This is a genomic window from Bradyrhizobium sp. USDA 4353, assembly GCF_054063215.1.
The window spans coordinates 2,650,459-2,666,889 of record NZ_JBSSGB010000001.1; the positions used below are offsets into that span (position 1 = coordinate 2,650,459).

Sequence of the window (16,431 nt, forward strand, 5' to 3'; positions counted from 1 at the left end):
TACGTCCAACGTCAACGACCGAGATCCTCAACTCTTCTCCGGCTGCCGGGCCAGCCGCTCCAGCAGCCGCTTGATCTCGCGGTTCTGCTCGCCCTGGCCGTCGGCCCATTCGCGGATCATCTGCTGCTCGGTGCGCATGTGCGCGACGAGGCCCTGGATCGCCTCGGCGAGGTTGGCCATGGCGGCGGTGGCGCCGCGGTTGGAGCCTTCCTCCATCGCCGTGCGCAGCCGCTCGATGGCGACCGAGAGGTCGGCGCCGGTGTCGCCGGTGCCGCCATATTCGCGCACCGTGCCGGCCAGCCAGTCCTCCAGATCGGTATAGAAACGGTTCTGCGCCTGGCTCGATTGCAAGTCGAGGAAGCCCAGGATCAGCGAGCCGGCGAGGCCGAACAGCGAGGACGAGAACGAGATGCCCATGCCGCTGAGCGGCGCGGCGAGGCCGCCCTTGAGGGTATCGAACAGCGCGCCGGCGTCGCCGCCGACCTTCAGCCCGTCGATCACCTTGCCGACCGAGCCCACCGTCTCGATCAGGCCCCAGAAGGTACCGAGCAGGCCGAGGAAGACCAGAAGACCGGTCATGTAGCGCGAGATGTCGCGGGCCTCGTCGAGCCGGGTGGCGATCGAGTCCAGCAGGTGCCGCATGGTCTGCTGCGAGATCGACATCCGCCCGGTACGCTCGCGGCCGAGGATCGCGGCCATCGGCGCCAGCAAGGTCGGGTGGCGCGGCACCGCCAGGCCGGGATCGGCGATGCGAAAATTGTTCACCCAAGAGACTTCCGGATACAGCCGGACGACCTGGCGGAAGGCCAGGATCACGCCGATCAGCAGCACCGCCCCGATCAGGGCGTTCAGGCCGGGATTGGCGAAGAACGCCATGATGATCTGCTTGTAGAGGATGACTCCGACCAGGGCGCACAGCACCAGGAAGACCAGCATCCGCACCAGGAAGATCCGGGGCGTCGACAGTTTGGTCGGTTCGACTGACATCGCGGAGCGGGGAGAGGGGCCTTGAGGCATTGTCGATGACATCCGTTGCGGGGGGACCGGTCCCGAAAATCCACTATGGCATGGCAGGGACGGGAGAGCAGCCGCGATCGGCGCAATCCTTATCCCTGTACGGAACCATGGCTGAAACCGGCAGGCATCCCCGGCGTAGTTAGTCCCGTGGTTCATTTCTAGCTGGAATGCCCGGGCTTTGTCATGACCGTCGTTGAATATCTGCAGGCGCTGCTGGCGCTGTCGCTGGCTTTGTCCGTCCTGATGGCGGGTGCCTGGGTGGTGCAGCAGCGCACCGGGAATTCCGGGTGGGTCGACACAATCTGGACATTTTCGGTCGGGCTCGTCGGGGCCGTCGGGGCCATCTGGCCCGTTGACGGCGCATCGCCGAACACGCGCCAATGGCTGGTTGCAGTCCTGGTCGCGGTCTGGTCGCTGCGGCTGGGCGGCCATGTCGCAGCGCGCAGCCGCGGCATCTCCGACGATCCCCGCTACGCCGAGTTCGCCCGGCAATGGGGCGACGCCGCGCCGCGGCGGATGTTCGTGTTCCTGCAGCAGCAGGCCTGGGGCGGGATTCCGCTGGTGTTCGCGATGTTCGTCGCGGCGCACGCCCCGGCCGCCGAGCTTCGCCTGCAGGACTATCTTGGCATCCTCGTGCTGTTCATCGGGATCGCCGGCGAGGGGCTGGCCGATGCCCAGCTCAAGGCGTTCCGTAGCAATCCCGCGAACAAGGGCAAAGTCTGTGACATCGGCCTGTGGCGCTGGTCGCGCCATCCCAACTACTTTTTTGAGTGGGTGTGCTGGCTCGCTTATCCCGTCATCGCGTTGTCACCCGACAACCCCTGGGGGCTCGCCAGCCTGCTGGCGCCGCTCCTGATGTACTACATCCTGGTCCATGTCACCGGCATCCCGCCGCTGGAGGAGCAGATGCTGCGCTCGCGCGGCGATCGCTACCGCGCCTATCAAGCGCGTACCAGCGCCTTCTTTCCTCTTCCCCCGCGCAACGGAGCCACCGCATGAGCTTCATCTCGACCATCATCGGTGCCGCTGAGCGGGTGCCGCTGCCCGACGCCGTGATCCGCGCCGCGATCCACGAATTGTGCGCGCGCACCGCGACGCGGCTCAGTGGCGTCAACGCGATGGGCGACGCCGAGTTTGCCCGGCTGCTGACGACGCGCCCGATCGCGGAGCACACGGACGCGGCGAATGCCCAGCATTACGAGGTGCCGGCGGCGTTCTTCGCTCGCGTGCTCGGGCCCAACCGCAAATATTCCTGCTGCTTCTACAAGGAGCCGGTCTCGACCCTGCAGGAGGCGGAGGAGGAGGCGTTGCGGCAGACGGTCGCCAATGCCGATCTGCAGGACGGCCAGAGCATCCTCGAGCTCGGCTGCGGCTGGGGCTCGCTGTCGCTGTTCATGGCCCGGCAGTTTCCGCACGCGAAGATCACGGCGGTGTCGAACTCGCATTCGCAGCGCCGTGCGATCGAGGAGATGGCCGCCGCGCGCGGCCTGCTCAATCTGCGCGTGATCACCGCCGACATGAATGCGTTCACGCCGGACGGCCGCTTCGACCGCGTGGTGTCGGTCGAGATGTTCGAGCACATGATGAACTGGCGCGAGCTGCTGTCGCGCGTCCGCTCATGGCTCGCGCCCGACGGTCGCCTGTTCATGCACATCTTCACCCATCGCTCCGGCTCCTATCTGTTCGACCGCAACGACCGCGAGGACTGGATCGCGCAGCACTTCTTCACCGGCGGCATCATGCCGAGCCACACCTTGATCCGGCAATTCAACGATCTGTTCGCAGTCGAGAAGGAGTGGCGCTGGAGCGGCACGCATTATCAACGCACGGCAAAGGACTGGCTCGCCAATTTCGATGCCGACCGGGATCGCGTGCTCGAGACGCTGCAGCCGGTCTATGGCGACGACACCGCGCTGTGGATGCGCCGCTGGCGCTGGTTCTTCCTCGCCACATCAGGCCTGTTCGGCCACGACGAGGGCCGCGAATGGGGCGTCAGCCACTATCGCCTGAAGCCGGTGAACTGACGAACTAACACCGAGCCGCTGAAACCCTCGGGATTCGCGTTTCGCTGTGCGGAACCTCGGGGAACTCTGCTGCCACAATGCGCTCACAATCGAGTGAGTCTCGAAAACATCTTTGAGAACAAGCGGCTAAGAGCTGTGACATACAGCCGCCCGACTGCTGCATTGCGCCGCAGCAGCACGCTTTTATGGTGCAGCCACGCTCGGCACCAGAATGGCGCCATGTCCCGGTCATCCGGTCGACTGTTTTCAAACATGATCGAGGGGCTCCAACGTCCATGTCTCGTTTTCGCGCGCCGTTGCTTGGCACTGTATTGATATTCGTCGCGGCCCTGCCGCTCGCCGGCTGCAACGACACCACGCCGGCCCAGGCCTCCGCCAACGAGCAGGCCGTCGTTCCCGATGTCGGCATCATCACGGTCGAGCAGAAGGCGCGAGCGATCGTGCGCGAATTGCCGGGGCGCATCGCGCCGACCCGTGTCTCGGACGTGCGTCCGCGCGTCTCCGGCATCATCGTCGAGCGCTTGTTCCGCCAGGGAAGCGAGGTCAAGGCCGGCGATCCTCTCTACCGCCTCGATCAGAAGCCGTTCGAGGTCGAGATCATGTCGAGCCGCGCCGCGCTCGCCAAGGCGGAAGCCGTGCATGAGCGCGCCGTGCAGCAGGCCAACCGCATCGCGCAGCTGTTCAAGGAGCGCGCCGCCCCGGCCGTCGAGAACGAGAAGGCGATTTCGTCGGAGCGTGAGGCCGCGGCCGACATCGAGGCGCGCAAGGCCGACCTCGCCCGCGCCCAGCTCAACCTGGACTACGCGACCGTTCGCGCGCCGATCGATGGCATCGTCGGCGCCGCCCAGCTCAGCGAAGGCGCCATCGCCGTGCAGAACGAGACCTCGCTGGTCACGATCCAGCAGCTCGACCCGATCTATGCCGACTTCACCCAGTCGGTCAGCGAGCTCAACCGCCTGCGCCGCGCCTTTGAGTCCGGCGATCTCGACCAGATCGCGCCTGATGCGATCAAGGTCCGCCTCGTGCTCGACGATGGCACGCCGTATTCGATTCCGGGCAAGCTGCTGTTCTCCGATGCCAAGGTCGATGCCGCCACCGGCCAGGTAACCTTGCGCGGCGAGTTCGCCAACCCGAAGCGCGAGCTGCTGCCGGGCATGTATGTCCGCGTCCGCATTGAGCAGGGCATCGACAGCGATTCCGTCGGCGTTCCGCAGCAGGCGGTGCAGCGCAACGCGGCCGGCGGCTCCGAGGTCTATGTGATCCGCGACGACAACCGCGCGATCGCGCGCCCGATCCGCACCGGTCCGGTGCAGGATGGCCTCGTGCTGATCACCGACGGCCTGCGCGCCGGCGACAAGGTCGTGGTCGACGGCTTCCAGAAATTCGCCGCTGGCGACAAGGTTGCGCCGCAGGCCTGGACCGAGGTCAGCGCAGCAGCGCAGCTCGAATCCAAGTCGGCGTCGCGGTAAGTCCCGATGCCGAGCTTCTTCATCGACAGGCCGATCTTCGCCTGGGTCGTCGCGCTGTTCATCTGCCTGATCGGCGCGATCGCGATCCCGCTGCTTGCAGTGGCGCAATATCCGATCATCGCGCCGCCCTCGATCTCGATCTCCACCAGCTATCCCGGCGCCTCGCCTGAAAACCTCTACAACAGCGTGACGCGGCTGATCGAGGAGGAGCTCAACGGCGCCTCGGGCATCCTCAATTTCGAATCCACCAGCGACTCGCTCGGGCAGGTCGAGATCACCGCCAATTTCGTGCCGGGCACGTCGACCAACGACGCCTCGGTCGAGGTGCAGAACCGCCTGAAGCGCGTCGAGGCGCGGCTGCCTGCGCGCCGTCATCCAGCAGGGCATCCTGGTCGAGGAAGCCTCCGCCGCGGTGCTGCAGATCATCACCCTGCGATCGACCGACGGCAGCCTCGACGAGGTCGGCCTCGGCGATTTCATGATCCGCAACGTGCTCGGTGAGATCAGGCGCATCCCCGGCGTCGGCCGTGCGACCCTTTATTCGACCGAGCGCTCGCTGCGCGTCTGGCTCGATCCGGCCAAGCTGATCGGCTACGGCCTCACCGCCGACGACGTCACCAAGGCGATCGGCGCGCAGAACGCGCAAGTCTCCTCGGGCAGCATCGGCGCCGAGCCCGCCACGACCGTGCAGCGGACCTCCGCGCTGGTGCTGGTCAAGGGCCAGCTCGATTCGCCGGACGAGTTCGGCGCGATCATCCTGCGCGCCAATGCCGACGGCTCGACGGTGCGGCTGCGCGACGTCGCGCGCATCGAGATCGGTGGTCTCAGCTATCAGTTCAACACCCGCCTCAACGGCAAGCCGACCGCCGGCCTCTCGGTGCTGCTGTCGCCGTCCGGCAACGCGCTGGCGACCGCGAGCGCGGTCGAGGCCAAGATGAAGGAGCTGTCGCGCTTCTTCCCCTCCACCATCGCCTATGAGATCCCCTACGACATCACCCCCGTGGTGAAGGCCTCGATCAAGCGCGTGCTGATGACCTTGGTCGAAGCCGTCGTGCTGGTGTTCGTGGTGATGTTCCTGTTCTTGCAGAACATCCGCTACACGATCATTCCGACCATCGTCGTCCCCGTGGCGCTGCTCGGCACCTGCGCCACCCTGATGCTGGTCGGCTACTCCATCAACATGCTGACGATGTTCGGCATGGTGCTCGCGGTCGGCATCCTCGTCGACGACGCCATCGTCGTGGTCGAGAACGTCGAGCGCATCATGAGCGAGGAGGGGCTGTCGCCGAAGGAGGCGACGCGCAAGGCGATGGGCCAGATCACCGGCGCCATCATCGGCATCACGCTGGTGCTGATGGCGGTGTTCGTGCCGATGGCGTTCTTCCCGGGCTCAGTCGGCATCATCTACCGCCAATTCTCGGTGACCATGGTCGCGGCGATAGGCTTCTCGGCGCTGCTCGCGCTGTCGCTGACCCCCGCGCTGTGCGCGACCTTGCTCAAGCCCGTCCAGGCCGGGCACGGTCATGCGAAGAGCGGCGTGTTCGGCTGGTTCAACCGCTTCATGGATGTCAGCCGCGCCAAATACACCGGCGTGGTCGGCGGCGCGCTGAAGCGCACCGGACGGCTGATGATGATCTACGCGATCTTCATCGTCGGCCTGTCCTGGGCCTTCATCCAACTGCCCGGCGGCTTCCTCCCGGTCGACGACCAGGGCTTCATCACCACGGACGTGCAGACGCCGGCGGATTCGTCCTACGCGCGGACGCAGGCGGCGGTGGAAGCGGTCGAGAAATATCTCGCCAAGCGCGCTGGCATCGACGACGTCACCTTCCTCACCGGCTTCAGCTATGCCGGCCAGGGCGTCAACACCGCGCAGGCCTTCATCTCGCTGAAGGACTGGTCCGAGCGCGGCAAGCAGGACAGCGCCGCGGCGCTGGTCGCCGACATCAACCGCGATCTCGCCTCGCTCCGCGACGCCAAGATCACCGCCCTGCAGCCGCCGCCGATCGACAATCTCGGCAACTCCTCCGGCTTCAGCTTCCGTTTGCAGGACCGCGGCCAGAAGGGCTACGCCGCACTCGTCGCGGCCGCCGACCAGCTGATCGCGGACGCCAACGCCAGCCCGGTGCTGCAGAAGGTCTATGTCGAGGGCCTGCCGCAGGGACCGCAGGTCAATCTGATGATTGATCGCGAGAAAGCCGGTGCCTTCGGCGTCACCTTCGAGGACATCAACAACACGATCTCGACCAATCTCGGCTCGACCTATGTGAACGACTTCCCCAACCGCGGCCGCATGCAGCGCGTCGTGGTCCAGGCCGACCGCATCAGCCGCATGAATGCGGACGATATCCTCAACTACAGCGTCAAGAACGCCAAGGGGCAGTTGGTGCCGTTCTCCTCGTTCGCGACCATCCAATGGGCCAAGGGGCCGACCCAGATCGCCGGCTTCAACTACTATCCGGCGATCCGCATCTCCGGCGAGGCCAAGCCTGGCTTCACCTCGGGCGATGCGTTGAACGAGATGGAGCGCCTGGCTGGCAAGCTGCCGCGCGGCTTCGGCTATGAATGGACCGGGCAGTCGCTGCAGGAGAAGCTGTCGGGCTCGCAGGCGCCGCTGCTGCTCGGCCTGTCTGCGCTGGTCGTGTTCTTGTGCCTCGCCGCGCTGTACGAAAGCTGGACCATTCCGCTCGCGGTGCTGCTGACGGTGCCGCTCGGCATCCTCGGTGCCGTGGTCGCGGCCAATCTGCGCGGGCTCTCCAACGACGTCTACTTCACCGTCGCGCTGATCACCATCATCGGCCTCGCGGCCAAGGACGCGATCCTGATCATCGAGTTCGCCAAGGATTTGCGCGCCCATGGCAAGCCGCTGGTCGCCGCGACCATCGAGGCCTGCTCGCTGCGCTTCCGGCCGATCATCATGACCGGCCTCGCCTTCGTCTGCGGCGTGCTGCCGATGTCGATGGCATCAGGCGCCGGCGGCGCCGGCCAGCAGGCCCTCGGCACCAACGTGATGGGCGGCATGATCGCCGTGGTCATCCTGGCGCTCCTGATGGTGCCGGTGTTCTTCGTCTCGGTGCAGCGCGTGCTGGCGGGGGATCGGGAGAAGGCAGAGGCGGCGGAGCGCGAGGTGTATGGGCCGCCGGCGCCGGCGAAGCCGTAGGCGATTGACGCTCTTGCTCCACACTCTCGCCGCGTAACCGGTGCGCTCCCCTCCCCCTTGCGGGAGGGGTCGGGGGTGCGGGTCCACGAATCCCGCTCTTTCGATCAGCCGCCCCCGTCGCAAGAGGTGGTGTGAGTGATCAGACCCGGATCTCCCCTATGCAAATCGATGCGTCCCATGACGTTCAGCGCCCGGAGACCCCCACCCCCGACCCCTCCCCGCAAGGGGGAGGGGAGCACACCGCCGGTGCCGCGGACATGGTTGCTGCAACCCGCGCGGCTGGAGTTCCCCGACCACTCCATGTATGCTCCGACGACATGTAACGGGTACGGCATGTCGATGATCTCTCGCAAAACCGCTCTCGCCTTCGCGCTCGCTGGCCTCTGCTTCGGCAACGATGCAGCTCTCGCCCAGTCCGGTCCCGTGAAATACTGGCTGCCGAGTTGGCCGATCGGCTTCAGCACCGATCCCGGCGTCGTCCAGAGCCTGGATTCCTACAGCAACGTCCCCGGCTTCACGACGAGCGGCAGCAAGAGCGGCTTCTTTGCGCGCAGCTATAGCGTGGCGAACAACTGGTCTAGCCTGTCCGGCGTCGGCCTGAGCCCGAGCCTCGTCAATCGCTACGGCTCGCTCGGCACCTATACCACCGAAGGCGCGCAGTACGGCTACACGTTCAAGAGCGGCGTCAGCTTCTATGGCGGCTTCGAGGCGCTGAAGGTCACGCCTGGCCTCGGCGGTCCGTTCGCGACCTTCGACGGGCGCTCCACCTCGACGCCCGCTTACGCGATCAACGGCGGCGTCGAGTTCAAGCCGACCTCCAATGTCAGCCTGTCGCTCGGCTTCAGCTACGCCGGCCAGTCCTCGGACCGCACTGACAGCGACATCAACTCGCCGGCGCTGCCTGGTGCCACGCCGCAGGCGTTTACCAGCGGGCGGCGATACTAGGCGCCAGCCTCACTCTCGGTGTCGTCCCGGACAAGCGCGCGGCACGCGCGCGCAGATCCGGGATCCATAACCCCAGCGAGATGTTTGAGGCACACTGGTCGCCCATCTCGCTCCATCAGAACAGCCGGTGGTTATGGGTCCCGGCTCAAGGCCGGGACGACACCGTGTGTGAGGCGCGAGTGGGCAACGCCACTTGATGAAGGCGGCTTGCCGCCCCGGTGAATCGATTAGGCCGCCGCCTTCAGCACCTTCACCAGCTCGCGGTGGATCACCTCGTTGCCGCACACGACGTGCCCGGTCGCCAGCGCATCTTCCTTGCCGTCGATCCCCGACACCGTGCCGCCGGCCTCGCGCACCATGATCATGCCGGCCGCGATGTCCCAGGGCTGCAAATCGCGCTCCCAATAGGCGTCGAAGCGGCCGGCGGCGACGAAGGCGAGGTCGAGCGAGGCCGCGCCGAAGCGGCGCAGGCCCGCGACCTTGACCTGCAGCGAGGTCATCTCGCGCAGGAACTGCTGGTGGTCGCCGCGGCCGATATGCGGCAGGCCGCAGGCGATGACGCATTCATGCAGCTGCTTGCGGGCGGCGACGCGCAGCCGCTGGTCGTTGAGGAAGGCGCCCTTGCCGCGCTCGGCGATGTACAGCTCGTCATTGGCCGGGTTGTAGATCACGCCGGCAATCACGGTGTCCTCGCGCTGCAGCGCGATCGAGATCGCGAATTGCGGAATGCCGTGCAGGAAATTGGTGGTGCCGTCGAGCGGGTCGACAATCCAGGTATGCGACTTGTCGCTGCCTTCGCGCTTGCCGCCTTCCTCGCCGAGGAAGCCGTAGCCGGGCCGCGCCTTGGAGAGATCCTCGTAGAGCATCTCCTCGGCCTTCTTGTCGGCGCGCGAGACGAAGTTCGCCGGCCCCTTCAGCGACACCTGGAGATGCTCGATCTCGCCGAGATCGCGCTTGAGGTTGCGGCCGGCGCGGCGCGCGGCCTTGACCATGACATTGATGAGGGCGGAATGAATCATGTGCTCGATTGCGCTGGGCTGACCGCACCTTGCGGTGCGCGCCTCGGCCAGAGGGCGGAGGCGGTTGAAAAGGGCTGGCTGTGGGTGCCCTGACCGGGCCGCCGCGTCAAGGCCGGATCAGGCGCCGGCTCATGTCCAGGTTATTCGTCCAGGTTATTTGATCGTGCCGAGCCAGCGCTTGGCGGCCGCTTCACCCTTGGCGCGGTCCTCGGGCGGCATGTCGGCGAATTTCTCCTCCAGCTTGGGATCACCCTTGCCGGCAGTCTTGGCCACCAGGTGCCACTTATACGCCTCGATCTTGTCCAGCGGCGTGGAGATGCCATACCAAAGCACCCAGGCGAGCCGGTTCTGGGCGACGGGGCTGTTCTGCCGGGCGGCCCGGCGCAGCAGCGCGATCGCCGCCGGCTGGTCCTTCGGCACCCCGGTGCCGTTGAACAGCGCGATGGCGTATTCCACCTCGGCGTCGAGATTGTCGGCGAGCGCTGCGGCCTGCAGCAGGCGCGCGGCCTTCTCCAGGTCCTTGGGCACGCCGGTTCCCTCCTTGTAGAAGGTCGCCAGCGCATATTGCGCCTCGGGATTGCCGGCTTCCGCCGCCACGCGCAGCAACTCGGCCGAGCGCCTGAGGTCCTGCGGGAAGGTCTGACCGTCGAGATAGAGCAATGCGAGATTATAGGCCGCCTTGGGCTCGCCGAGCTTGGCGGCCGAGGCGAGCAGCTTGACCGCCTCCGCCTTGTCGACCGGGCCGCCGCGGCCCGCGAGCCGCATCATGGCGAGCGCGAACATCGCCTCGCGGTCGCCGGCCTCGGCGGCGCGCTTGTACCAGATCGCCGCCTTCTCATAGTCGCGGCGGATGCCCTGGGCGTTCTCATAGAGTTGCCCGAGCATGGCCATCGCCTTGGGATCGCCGGCCTGCGCGCGGGGCGTCGCCAGGTCGAAGGCCGTCTTGTACTGGCCGCGCTGATAGGCGCCGTAGACCAGATCGACATTGGGGTCGTTGGCCGCCGGCTGCTGCGTCGGGGCGGGGGCGGGCGCAGCCGGCTTGGCCGAGGGGGCGGGGGCCGGCTTCTTCGCCGCGGCGGCGGGGGCGGGTGGCTTCGGTTTCTCGGCAGCCTTTTCGGCCGGCTTTTCGACAGGCTTCGGCTTCTCGGCCGGCGGCTGCTGTAGGGCGGGTGGCGTCAACGAGATCTGCGCGCGCGCACCCGCTCCCATGGCCAGGAGTGCAGCAGCGAGGCATGTCAGGCGCAGCATCGTCATGGTCCGCCGTTCAGCTTCCGGCGACGGCCACGGGAGCCGTCGCGTAGGCCTGGCGGATCGTCGCGCCGATCTCGGCCAGCGCGGCTGCCGGGCCGCGTGCATCGTTCCAGACGAGGTCGTCCACCAGCACGAAATCCGCCCCCGCGGCGACGAAGTCGGCCGCCTCTTTGAGCGAGATCGCGTAGCCGACGCAGGGCGGCTCGAACAGCTCGGCCCACCAGGCCAGGCGCTCATTGACGGCATCCGGTGATGGCCGCCGGCCCTGCGCATCGCGCTCGCCGAATAGCACGTAGTCGGCGCCGAGCTCGCCTGCCCGCATCGAATCGTGCCGGGTCGACAGTCCGCCGCCGCCGGCGATGCGGTCCGGCTTGAGGCCCGGTAGGGCCTCCTCCAGCGCGGCGATGCCGGTTAGATGCGCCCCATCGGCGCCGGCGCGCGCCACGATGTCGGGACGGCCGTCGATCAGCAGCGCCGCTCCCGTGCTCTGGATCGCCGGCGCCAGCGTCTTCACCGTCGTGATCATGCTGCGCGGGTCGCTGTCCTTGAGCCGCACCAGCACCGCGGCGACGTCGGCGCTGGCGAGGATCGTGGGCAGGCTGGCGGCGAGCGCCGCCGCGTCGGTCACGACCGGCGTCGCCAGATAGAGCCGCGGCTCGGGCCGCGCGGGAGAGGTCTTGCCGGACAATTTATGCCGCCTTCTTGTCGCGCCGCGCCATCAGGTAGCGGGGAATCCTGTCATTGTCGATGTGGTGAGCCACGGCACGCCCGGGGGCGGGGCGTGCGCTCTGCGGGTAAACCGCGGGGCGGTGATCCGCAAGCCCGCCGGCCCCTGCCGTTCGGGCGGCACGCATGGCCGTGGCGGGTGCCGCCGTCGCAGGGGCGACGGGGTTCAGTGCGAGGACGTCCATCATCTGCTCCAGACCGCACCTGCCGTGCCCGTCAAACTAGACGGTTCTCGGGCGGCTGCCGAGCAAACATTGGCCGCAGCCAAGGCAGGCTCTCACAGAGGTGAACGGGGAGTTGCTGGCGGAGCAAGCTCTTCACCTCGGCATCGGTCTGCTCCCCTCCCCCTTGCGGGGAGGGGTCGGGGGTGGGGGTCCCCGGGGGCTGAACTCAATGATGATGTGCGCCCCGGGCTCGTCAGTCGCCTCGTGAACGGTGTGCGCAAGAGCGCTCGCTCAATGGTCATCCGAGCCATATCGCTTGCAGACGGAAGCGTGCTCATCATGAATAGTTCGACTCGTGGACCCCCACCCCCGACCCCTCCCCGCAAGGGGGAGGGGAGCTCACCGCCGCCGCGGCGGCTATCGATGTTGAGCAATCCCAGACCTGAGCAGCCGCTCACGCCACCTTCGGGTCGAGCTCGCCACCGGCGTAGCGCTTGGCCATCTCGGCGGTGGTCAGCACCCGCTTGATCTTGCCGGCCTGGCCCGCGGTGTTGAACTCCTCGAAGCGCTGCTTGCAGAGCTTGGTCATCGCTTCCATCGCTGGCTTCAGATACTTGCGCGGATCGAACTCTTCCGGGTGCTCCGACAGCACCTTGCGGATCTGGCCGGTCATCGCCATGCGGTTGTCGGTGTCGATGTTGATCTTGCGCACGCCGTTCTTGATGCCGCGCTGGATCTCGGCGACCGGCACGCCCCAGGTCGGCTTCATCTTGCCGCCATGGGCGTTGATGATCTCCTGCAGGTCCTGCGGCACCGACGAGGAGCCGTGCATCACCAGATGCGTGTTCGGCAGCTTGCGGTGGATCTCCTCGATCACGTTCATGGCGAGGATGTCGCCGTCCGGCTTGCGGGTGAACTTGTAGGCGCCGTGCGAGGTGCCCATCGCGATCGCCAGCGCGTCGACCTTGGTCTCCTTGACGAACTTCACAGCCTCGTCGGGATTGGTCAGCAACTGGTCGTGCGACAGCTTGCCCTCGGCGCCGTGGCCGTCCTCCTTGTCGCCCATGCCGGTCTCCAGCGAGCCGAGCACGCCGAGTTCGCCCTCGACCGAGATGCCGCCGAGATGCGCCATCGTGGTCACCGTCTTGGTGACGCCGACATTATACTCCCAGTCGCCCGGGGTCTTGCCGTCGGCCTTGAGCGAGCCGTCCATCATGACCGACGTGAAGCCGGACTGGATCGCAGTCATGCAGGTCGCCGGCTCGTTGCCGTGGTCGAGATGCACGCAGATCGGGATCTGCGGATAGATCTCGGTGAGCGCGTCCATCATGTGCTTGAGCATGACGTCGTTGGCATAGGCGCGGGCGCCGCGCGAGGCCTGGATGATGACCGGCGCGTCGGCGGCGCTCGCCGCCGTCATGATCGCCAGCGCCTGCTCCATATTGTTGATGTTGAACGCCGGGACGCCGTAATCGTGCTCCGCCGCGTGATCGAGCAATTGACGCAAGGTAATGCGGGCCATGGCTGGAACTCCCTGATGATGAATAGGACCGTGCAGCGGCTGATGCACGCGTCTAAACGGCTGCACCGTGCATAACGCGGTGATCGGCGGAATCCAAGGGTGGCGGCGACGCAGGTAGGACGGGGCGCGGTCAGGCGATGTTCGGGTCAGCAGTCGGGGTCGGGGCAAACTGCGTGACGGCCGACATCGCTGAGCTCGTCCAATCAGCTTCTCTTGGCTTCGAGAGCCGCCATGCGCTCCTCGACCGCGCTGACCCGTTCGTCGAAGTCGCTGGCAGCGGCGCGCATCATGACCAGCATGCCAGCGGAATCACGGCGCTGCTTGCGGATCAAGGTTTCCATCCGCTCGTGCTCGGCTCGGTTGTCCTGCCTGAACTGACTGACCTCCGATCGGAGCGCGGAAATGCTCTCCTGGATCTTGACCAGGATCGAATGAACAGCGTCTGTCGGGGTGTCGGCCATGAATGGAACATAACAGAAACATCCATGGCCGACAAGCTCCGAGTCTCAGGATTTCAGCACCTCGACCCCCGGCAGCGGCTTGCCTTCCATCCATTCCAGGAAGGCGCCGCCGGCGGTCGAGACGTAGCTGAAATCGCCGGCCACGCCCGCCTGGTTGAGCGCTGCGACGGTGTCGCCACCGCCGGCCACCGAGATCAGCTTCTTGGCCTTGGTGCGCTCCGCCGCATGCTTGGCCGCGACCATGGTGCCGCGGTCGAACGGCGTCAGCTCGAAGGCGCCGAGCGGGCCGTTCCACACCAAGGTCGCGGCGTCGTCGATCGCCGCATGGATGCGCGCGGTCGATTGCGGACCGACATCGAGGATCATGCTGTCCGGCGGGATCGCGTCGAGGCCGTAGGCGAACGACGGCGAGTTGGCCGCGAAGTGGAACGACACGGTGGCGTCCACCGGCAGGATGATGGCGCAGTTCGAGGCCTCCGCCTTCTCCATGATCCGCAGTGCGGTCGCGGCGAGATCCTTCTCGGCGAGCGACTTGCCGATCTGCACGCCCTGGGCATGCAGGAAGGTGTTGGCCATGCCGCCGCCGATCACCAGAGCATCGACCTTGGTGACGAGGTTTTCCAAGAGGTCGATCTTGGTCGAGACCTTGGCGCCGCCGACGATAGCGATGACCGGCTTGGCGGGACGTCCCAGCGCCTTGTCGAGCGCGTCGAGCTCGGCCTGCATGGTGCGGCCGGAATAGGCCGGCAGCTTGTGGCCAAGGCCTTCAGTCGAAGCATGGGCGCGGTGCGCGGCCGAGAAAGCGTCGTTGACCCAGATGTCGCCGAGCTTGGCGAGCTCGGCCACGAACGCCGGATCGTTCTTCTCTTCCTCCTTGTGGAAGCGCGTGTTCTCCAGGCACAGCACGTCGCCGTCCTTCATCGCGGCGATCGCGTTCGCCGCGGGCTCGCCGATGCAATCGTCGGCGAAGGCGACCGGGCGCTTGATCACCTGTGACAACGCTGATGCGACCGGTTTCAGCGAGTCCTTGGCGTCGCGGCCCTTCGGCCGGCCGAAATGGGCGAGCAGGATGACCTTGCCGCCCTTGCTCGCGATCTCGTTGATGGTCGGCGCGACGCGCTCCAGGCGCGTGGCATCGCTGACGTGGCCGTTCTCCATGGGCACGTTGAGGTCGACGCGCAGCAGCACGCGCTGGCCTTTGACGTCGACGTCATCGAGGGTGCGAAATTGTTTCATTGAAGCCACCGTTGAACGAGGGACTGAACGTGACGCGTCGTAGTTGGATCAAGTGGCGATCGCGGAGCTCGCTTCACCTCTCCCCATCGGGGAGAGGTCGGCGCCCAGCGCCGGGTGAGGGGGCTTGGCTCTGTCGGAAGATCGTCCGGATCCCCTCACCCGGATTGCATCTGGCGATGCAATCCGACCTCTCCCGATGGGAGAGGTGAAGTCCTCCGCTGACGCACCCTCGAACCCGGACTCTCGAAATCCCGGGTTCGATGCTGTGCATCGCCCCGGAATGACTGAGAGAGTTAGTTACAGCAGCTTGCCCATCGCGACGGCGGTGTCGGCCATGCGGTTGGAGAAGCCCCACTCATTGTCGTACCAGGACATCACGCGCACGAGGTTGCCGTTCATGACCTTGGTCTGGTCCATGTGGAACGTCGAGGAGTGCGGATCGTGGTTGAAGTCGATCGAGACGTTGGGCGCGGTGGTGTAGCCGAGCACGCCTTTGAGCTCCTGCTCGGCGGCGCGCTTGATCGCCTCGTTGATCTCCTTCGGCTCGGTGTTGCGCTTGGCGACGATCTTGAGGTCGACCACCGAGACGTTCGGCGTCGGCACGCGGATCGCGACGCCGTCGAGCTTGCCCTTCAGCTCCGGCAGCACCAGGCCGATCGCCTTGGCGGCGCCGGTCGAGGTCGGGATCATCGACATCGCCGCGGCGCGGCCGCGATAGAGATCCTTGTGCATGGTGTCGAGCGTCGGCTGGTCGCCGGTGTAGGCGTGGATCGTGGTCATGAAGCCGGTCTCGATGCCTACCGTGTCGTTCAGCACCTTGGCGACCGGCGCCAGGCAGTTCGTGGTGCACGAGCCGTTGGAGACGACGAGATGATCCTTGGTCAGCGAGGTGTGATTGACGCCATAGACGATGGTGGCGTCGGCGCCGTCGGCCGGAGCCGAGACCAGCACGCGCTTGGCGCCGGCGGTCAGATGCGCGGAAGCCTTGTCCTTCGAGGTGAAGATGCCGGTGCATTCCAGTGCGATGTCGACGCCGAGATCCTTCCACGGCAGCTTCGACGGATCGCGCTCGGCGGTCACCTTGATCTTGCCGCTGCCGATGTCGATGGTGTCGCCGTCGACGGTCACGGTGTGGGGAAAGCGGCCGTGCACGCTGTCGAAGCGCAGCAGATGGGCATTGGTCTCGACGGGGCCGAGATCGTTGATGCCGACCACCACGATGTCCTTGCGGCCCGATTCCGCAATGGCGCGCAGAACGTTGCGGCCGATGCGGCCAAACCCGTTGATCCCGACCCGGACTGCCATTTTCGTCTCCTTCAATGACGTTTCTCGTCCCCGTCTGCGTCCTCCTAACAGGAGCGCCACGAGGGTTTTGGAACTAATGCCGACCGGTTCTGCCGGGCGGGAGCGGACGATAAGGACCTTTTGGTAGACCTT

General features: G+C 66.4%; 12 protein-coding genes and 1 pseudogene. 5 read left to right on the forward strand and 8 right to left on the reverse strand.

The features are described from left to right. Positions 1-27 precede the first annotated feature (27 nt). Positions 28-1,017: a flagellar motor protein MotA gene (locus ACVILH_RS11865; protein ID WP_456713046.1), complete on the reverse strand. Its 990-nt coding sequence runs from the start codon at positions 1,015-1,017 to the stop codon at positions 28-30. A 183-nt stretch (positions 1,018-1,200) separates the two neighbouring features. Here ACVILH_RS11865 and ACVILH_RS11870 point away from each other — a divergent pair, with 183 nt between their 5' ends. The 5 genes and pseudogenes from ACVILH_RS11870 to ACVILH_RS11890 all read left to right on the forward strand — a co-directional run bounded on the left by ACVILH_RS11870 (position 1,201) and on the right by ACVILH_RS11890 (position 8,615). Continuing rightward, on the forward strand, positions 1,201-2,016 hold the full coding sequence (locus tag ACVILH_RS11870; protein ID WP_456713047.1) for a DUF1295 domain-containing protein: 816 nt from the start codon (positions 1,201-1,203) through the stop codon (positions 2,014-2,016). Then, the gene (locus ACVILH_RS11875; RefSeq protein ID WP_456713048.1) at positions 2,013-3,041 is read left to right on the forward strand and encodes an SAM-dependent methyltransferase; all 1,029 of its coding nucleotides are present in this window, start codon (positions 2,013-2,015) and stop codon (positions 3,039-3,041) included. Before ACVILH_RS11870 ends, ACVILH_RS11875 begins: the two co-directional genes overlap by 4 nt. 275 nt (positions 3,042-3,316) lie before the next feature. Continuing rightward, positions 3,317-4,510 carry an efflux RND transporter periplasmic adaptor subunit gene (locus ACVILH_RS11880; protein ID WP_456713049.1) on the forward strand — a complete coding sequence of 398 codons (1,194 nt, stop codon included), beginning with the start codon at positions 3,317-3,319 and terminating at the stop codon, positions 4,508-4,510. A 6-nt stretch (positions 4,511-4,516) separates the two neighbouring features. Further along, positions 4,517-7,670, forward strand: a pseudogene (locus ACVILH_RS11885) (multidrug efflux RND transporter permease subunit). Positions 7,671-8,003: 333 nt separating this feature from the next. Further along, positions 8,004-8,615, forward strand: coding sequence for an outer membrane protein (locus tag ACVILH_RS11890; RefSeq protein WP_456713050.1), 612 nt, complete (start codon positions 8,004-8,006; stop codon positions 8,613-8,615). Positions 8,616-8,842: 227 nt separating this feature from the next. Here the strand turns inward: ACVILH_RS11890 and ACVILH_RS11895 are convergent, their stop codons facing one another. The 7 genes from ACVILH_RS11895 to gap all read right to left on the reverse strand — a co-directional run bounded on the left by ACVILH_RS11895 (position 8,843) and on the right by gap (position 16,299). Then, positions 8,843-9,634: an inositol monophosphatase family protein gene (locus tag ACVILH_RS11895; RefSeq protein WP_257166422.1), complete on the reverse strand. Its 792-nt coding sequence runs from the start codon at positions 9,632-9,634 to the stop codon at positions 8,843-8,845. Between the two features lie 153 nt (positions 9,635-9,787). Continuing rightward, complete coding sequence (locus ACVILH_RS11900; RefSeq protein WP_456713051.1) at positions 9,788-10,888, reverse strand: tetratricopeptide repeat protein; 1,101 nt, start codon at positions 10,886-10,888, stop codon at positions 9,788-9,790. A gap of 10 nt (positions 10,889-10,898) precedes the next feature. Next, complete coding sequence (locus ACVILH_RS11905) at positions 10,899-11,573, reverse strand: thiamine phosphate synthase (protein ID WP_456713052.1); 675 nt, start codon at positions 11,571-11,573, stop codon at positions 10,899-10,901. A 656-nt stretch (positions 11,574-12,229) separates the two neighbouring features. Beyond that, positions 12,230-13,297 (reverse strand): class II fructose-bisphosphate aldolase, encoded by a 1,068-nt coding sequence (gene fba / locus ACVILH_RS11910; RefSeq protein WP_456713053.1) that lies wholly within the window; start codon positions 13,295-13,297, stop codon positions 12,230-12,232. A gap of 203 nt (positions 13,298-13,500) precedes the next feature. Continuing rightward, positions 13,501-13,758 carry a hypothetical protein gene (locus ACVILH_RS11915; protein WP_456713054.1) on the reverse strand — a complete coding sequence of 86 codons (258 nt, stop codon included), beginning with the start codon at positions 13,756-13,758 and terminating at the stop codon, positions 13,501-13,503. A gap of 45 nt (positions 13,759-13,803) precedes the next feature. Further along, positions 13,804-14,994, reverse strand: coding sequence for a phosphoglycerate kinase (locus ACVILH_RS11920; RefSeq protein WP_456713055.1), 1,191 nt, complete (start codon positions 14,992-14,994; stop codon positions 13,804-13,806). A gap of 297 nt (positions 14,995-15,291) precedes the next feature. After that, complete coding sequence (gap, locus tag ACVILH_RS11925) at positions 15,292-16,299, reverse strand: type I glyceraldehyde-3-phosphate dehydrogenase (protein WP_456713056.1); 1,008 nt, start codon at positions 16,297-16,299, stop codon at positions 15,292-15,294. Positions 16,300-16,431: the final 132 nt, after the last annotated feature.

What these genes read in the sequence shown, in the direction of transcription:
- ACVILH_RS11865 (WP_456713046.1), bottom strand. Translation starts at nt 1,017, where the DNA reads ATGCCTCAAGGCCCCTCTCCCCGCTCCGCGATGTCAGTCGAACCGACC.
- ACVILH_RS11870 (WP_456713047.1), top strand. Translation starts at nt 1,201, where the DNA reads ATGACCGTCGTTGAATATCTGCAGGCGCTGCTGGCGCTGTCGCTGGCT.
- ACVILH_RS11875 (WP_456713048.1), top strand. Translation starts at nt 2,013, where the DNA reads ATGAGCTTCATCTCGACCATCATCGGTGCCGCTGAGCGGGTGCCGCTG.
- ACVILH_RS11880 (WP_456713049.1), top strand. Translation starts at nt 3,317, where the DNA reads ATGTCTCGTTTTCGCGCGCCGTTGCTTGGCACTGTATTGATATTCGTC.
- ACVILH_RS11890 (WP_456713050.1), top strand. Translation starts at nt 8,004, where the DNA reads ATGTCGATGATCTCTCGCAAAACCGCTCTCGCCTTCGCGCTCGCTGGC.
- ACVILH_RS11895 (WP_257166422.1), bottom strand. Translation starts at nt 9,634, where the DNA reads ATGATTCATTCCGCCCTCATCAATGTCATGGTCAAGGCCGCGCGCCGC.
- ACVILH_RS11900 (WP_456713051.1), bottom strand. Translation starts at nt 10,888, where the DNA reads ATGACGATGCTGCGCCTGACATGCCTCGCTGCTGCACTCCTGGCCATG.
- fba (WP_456713053.1), bottom strand. Translation starts at nt 13,297, where the DNA reads ATGGCCCGCATTACCTTGCGTCAATTGCTCGATCACGCGGCGGAGCAC.
- ACVILH_RS11915 (WP_456713054.1), bottom strand. Translation starts at nt 13,758, where the DNA reads ATGGCCGACACCCCGACAGACGCTGTTCATTCGATCCTGGTCAAGATC.
- ACVILH_RS11920 (WP_456713055.1), bottom strand. Translation starts at nt 14,994, where the DNA reads ATGAAACAATTTCGCACCCTCGATGACGTCGACGTCAAAGGCCAGCGC.
- gap (WP_456713056.1), bottom strand. Translation starts at nt 16,299, where the DNA reads ATGGCAGTCCGGGTCGGGATCAACGGGTTTGGCCGCATCGGCCGCAAC.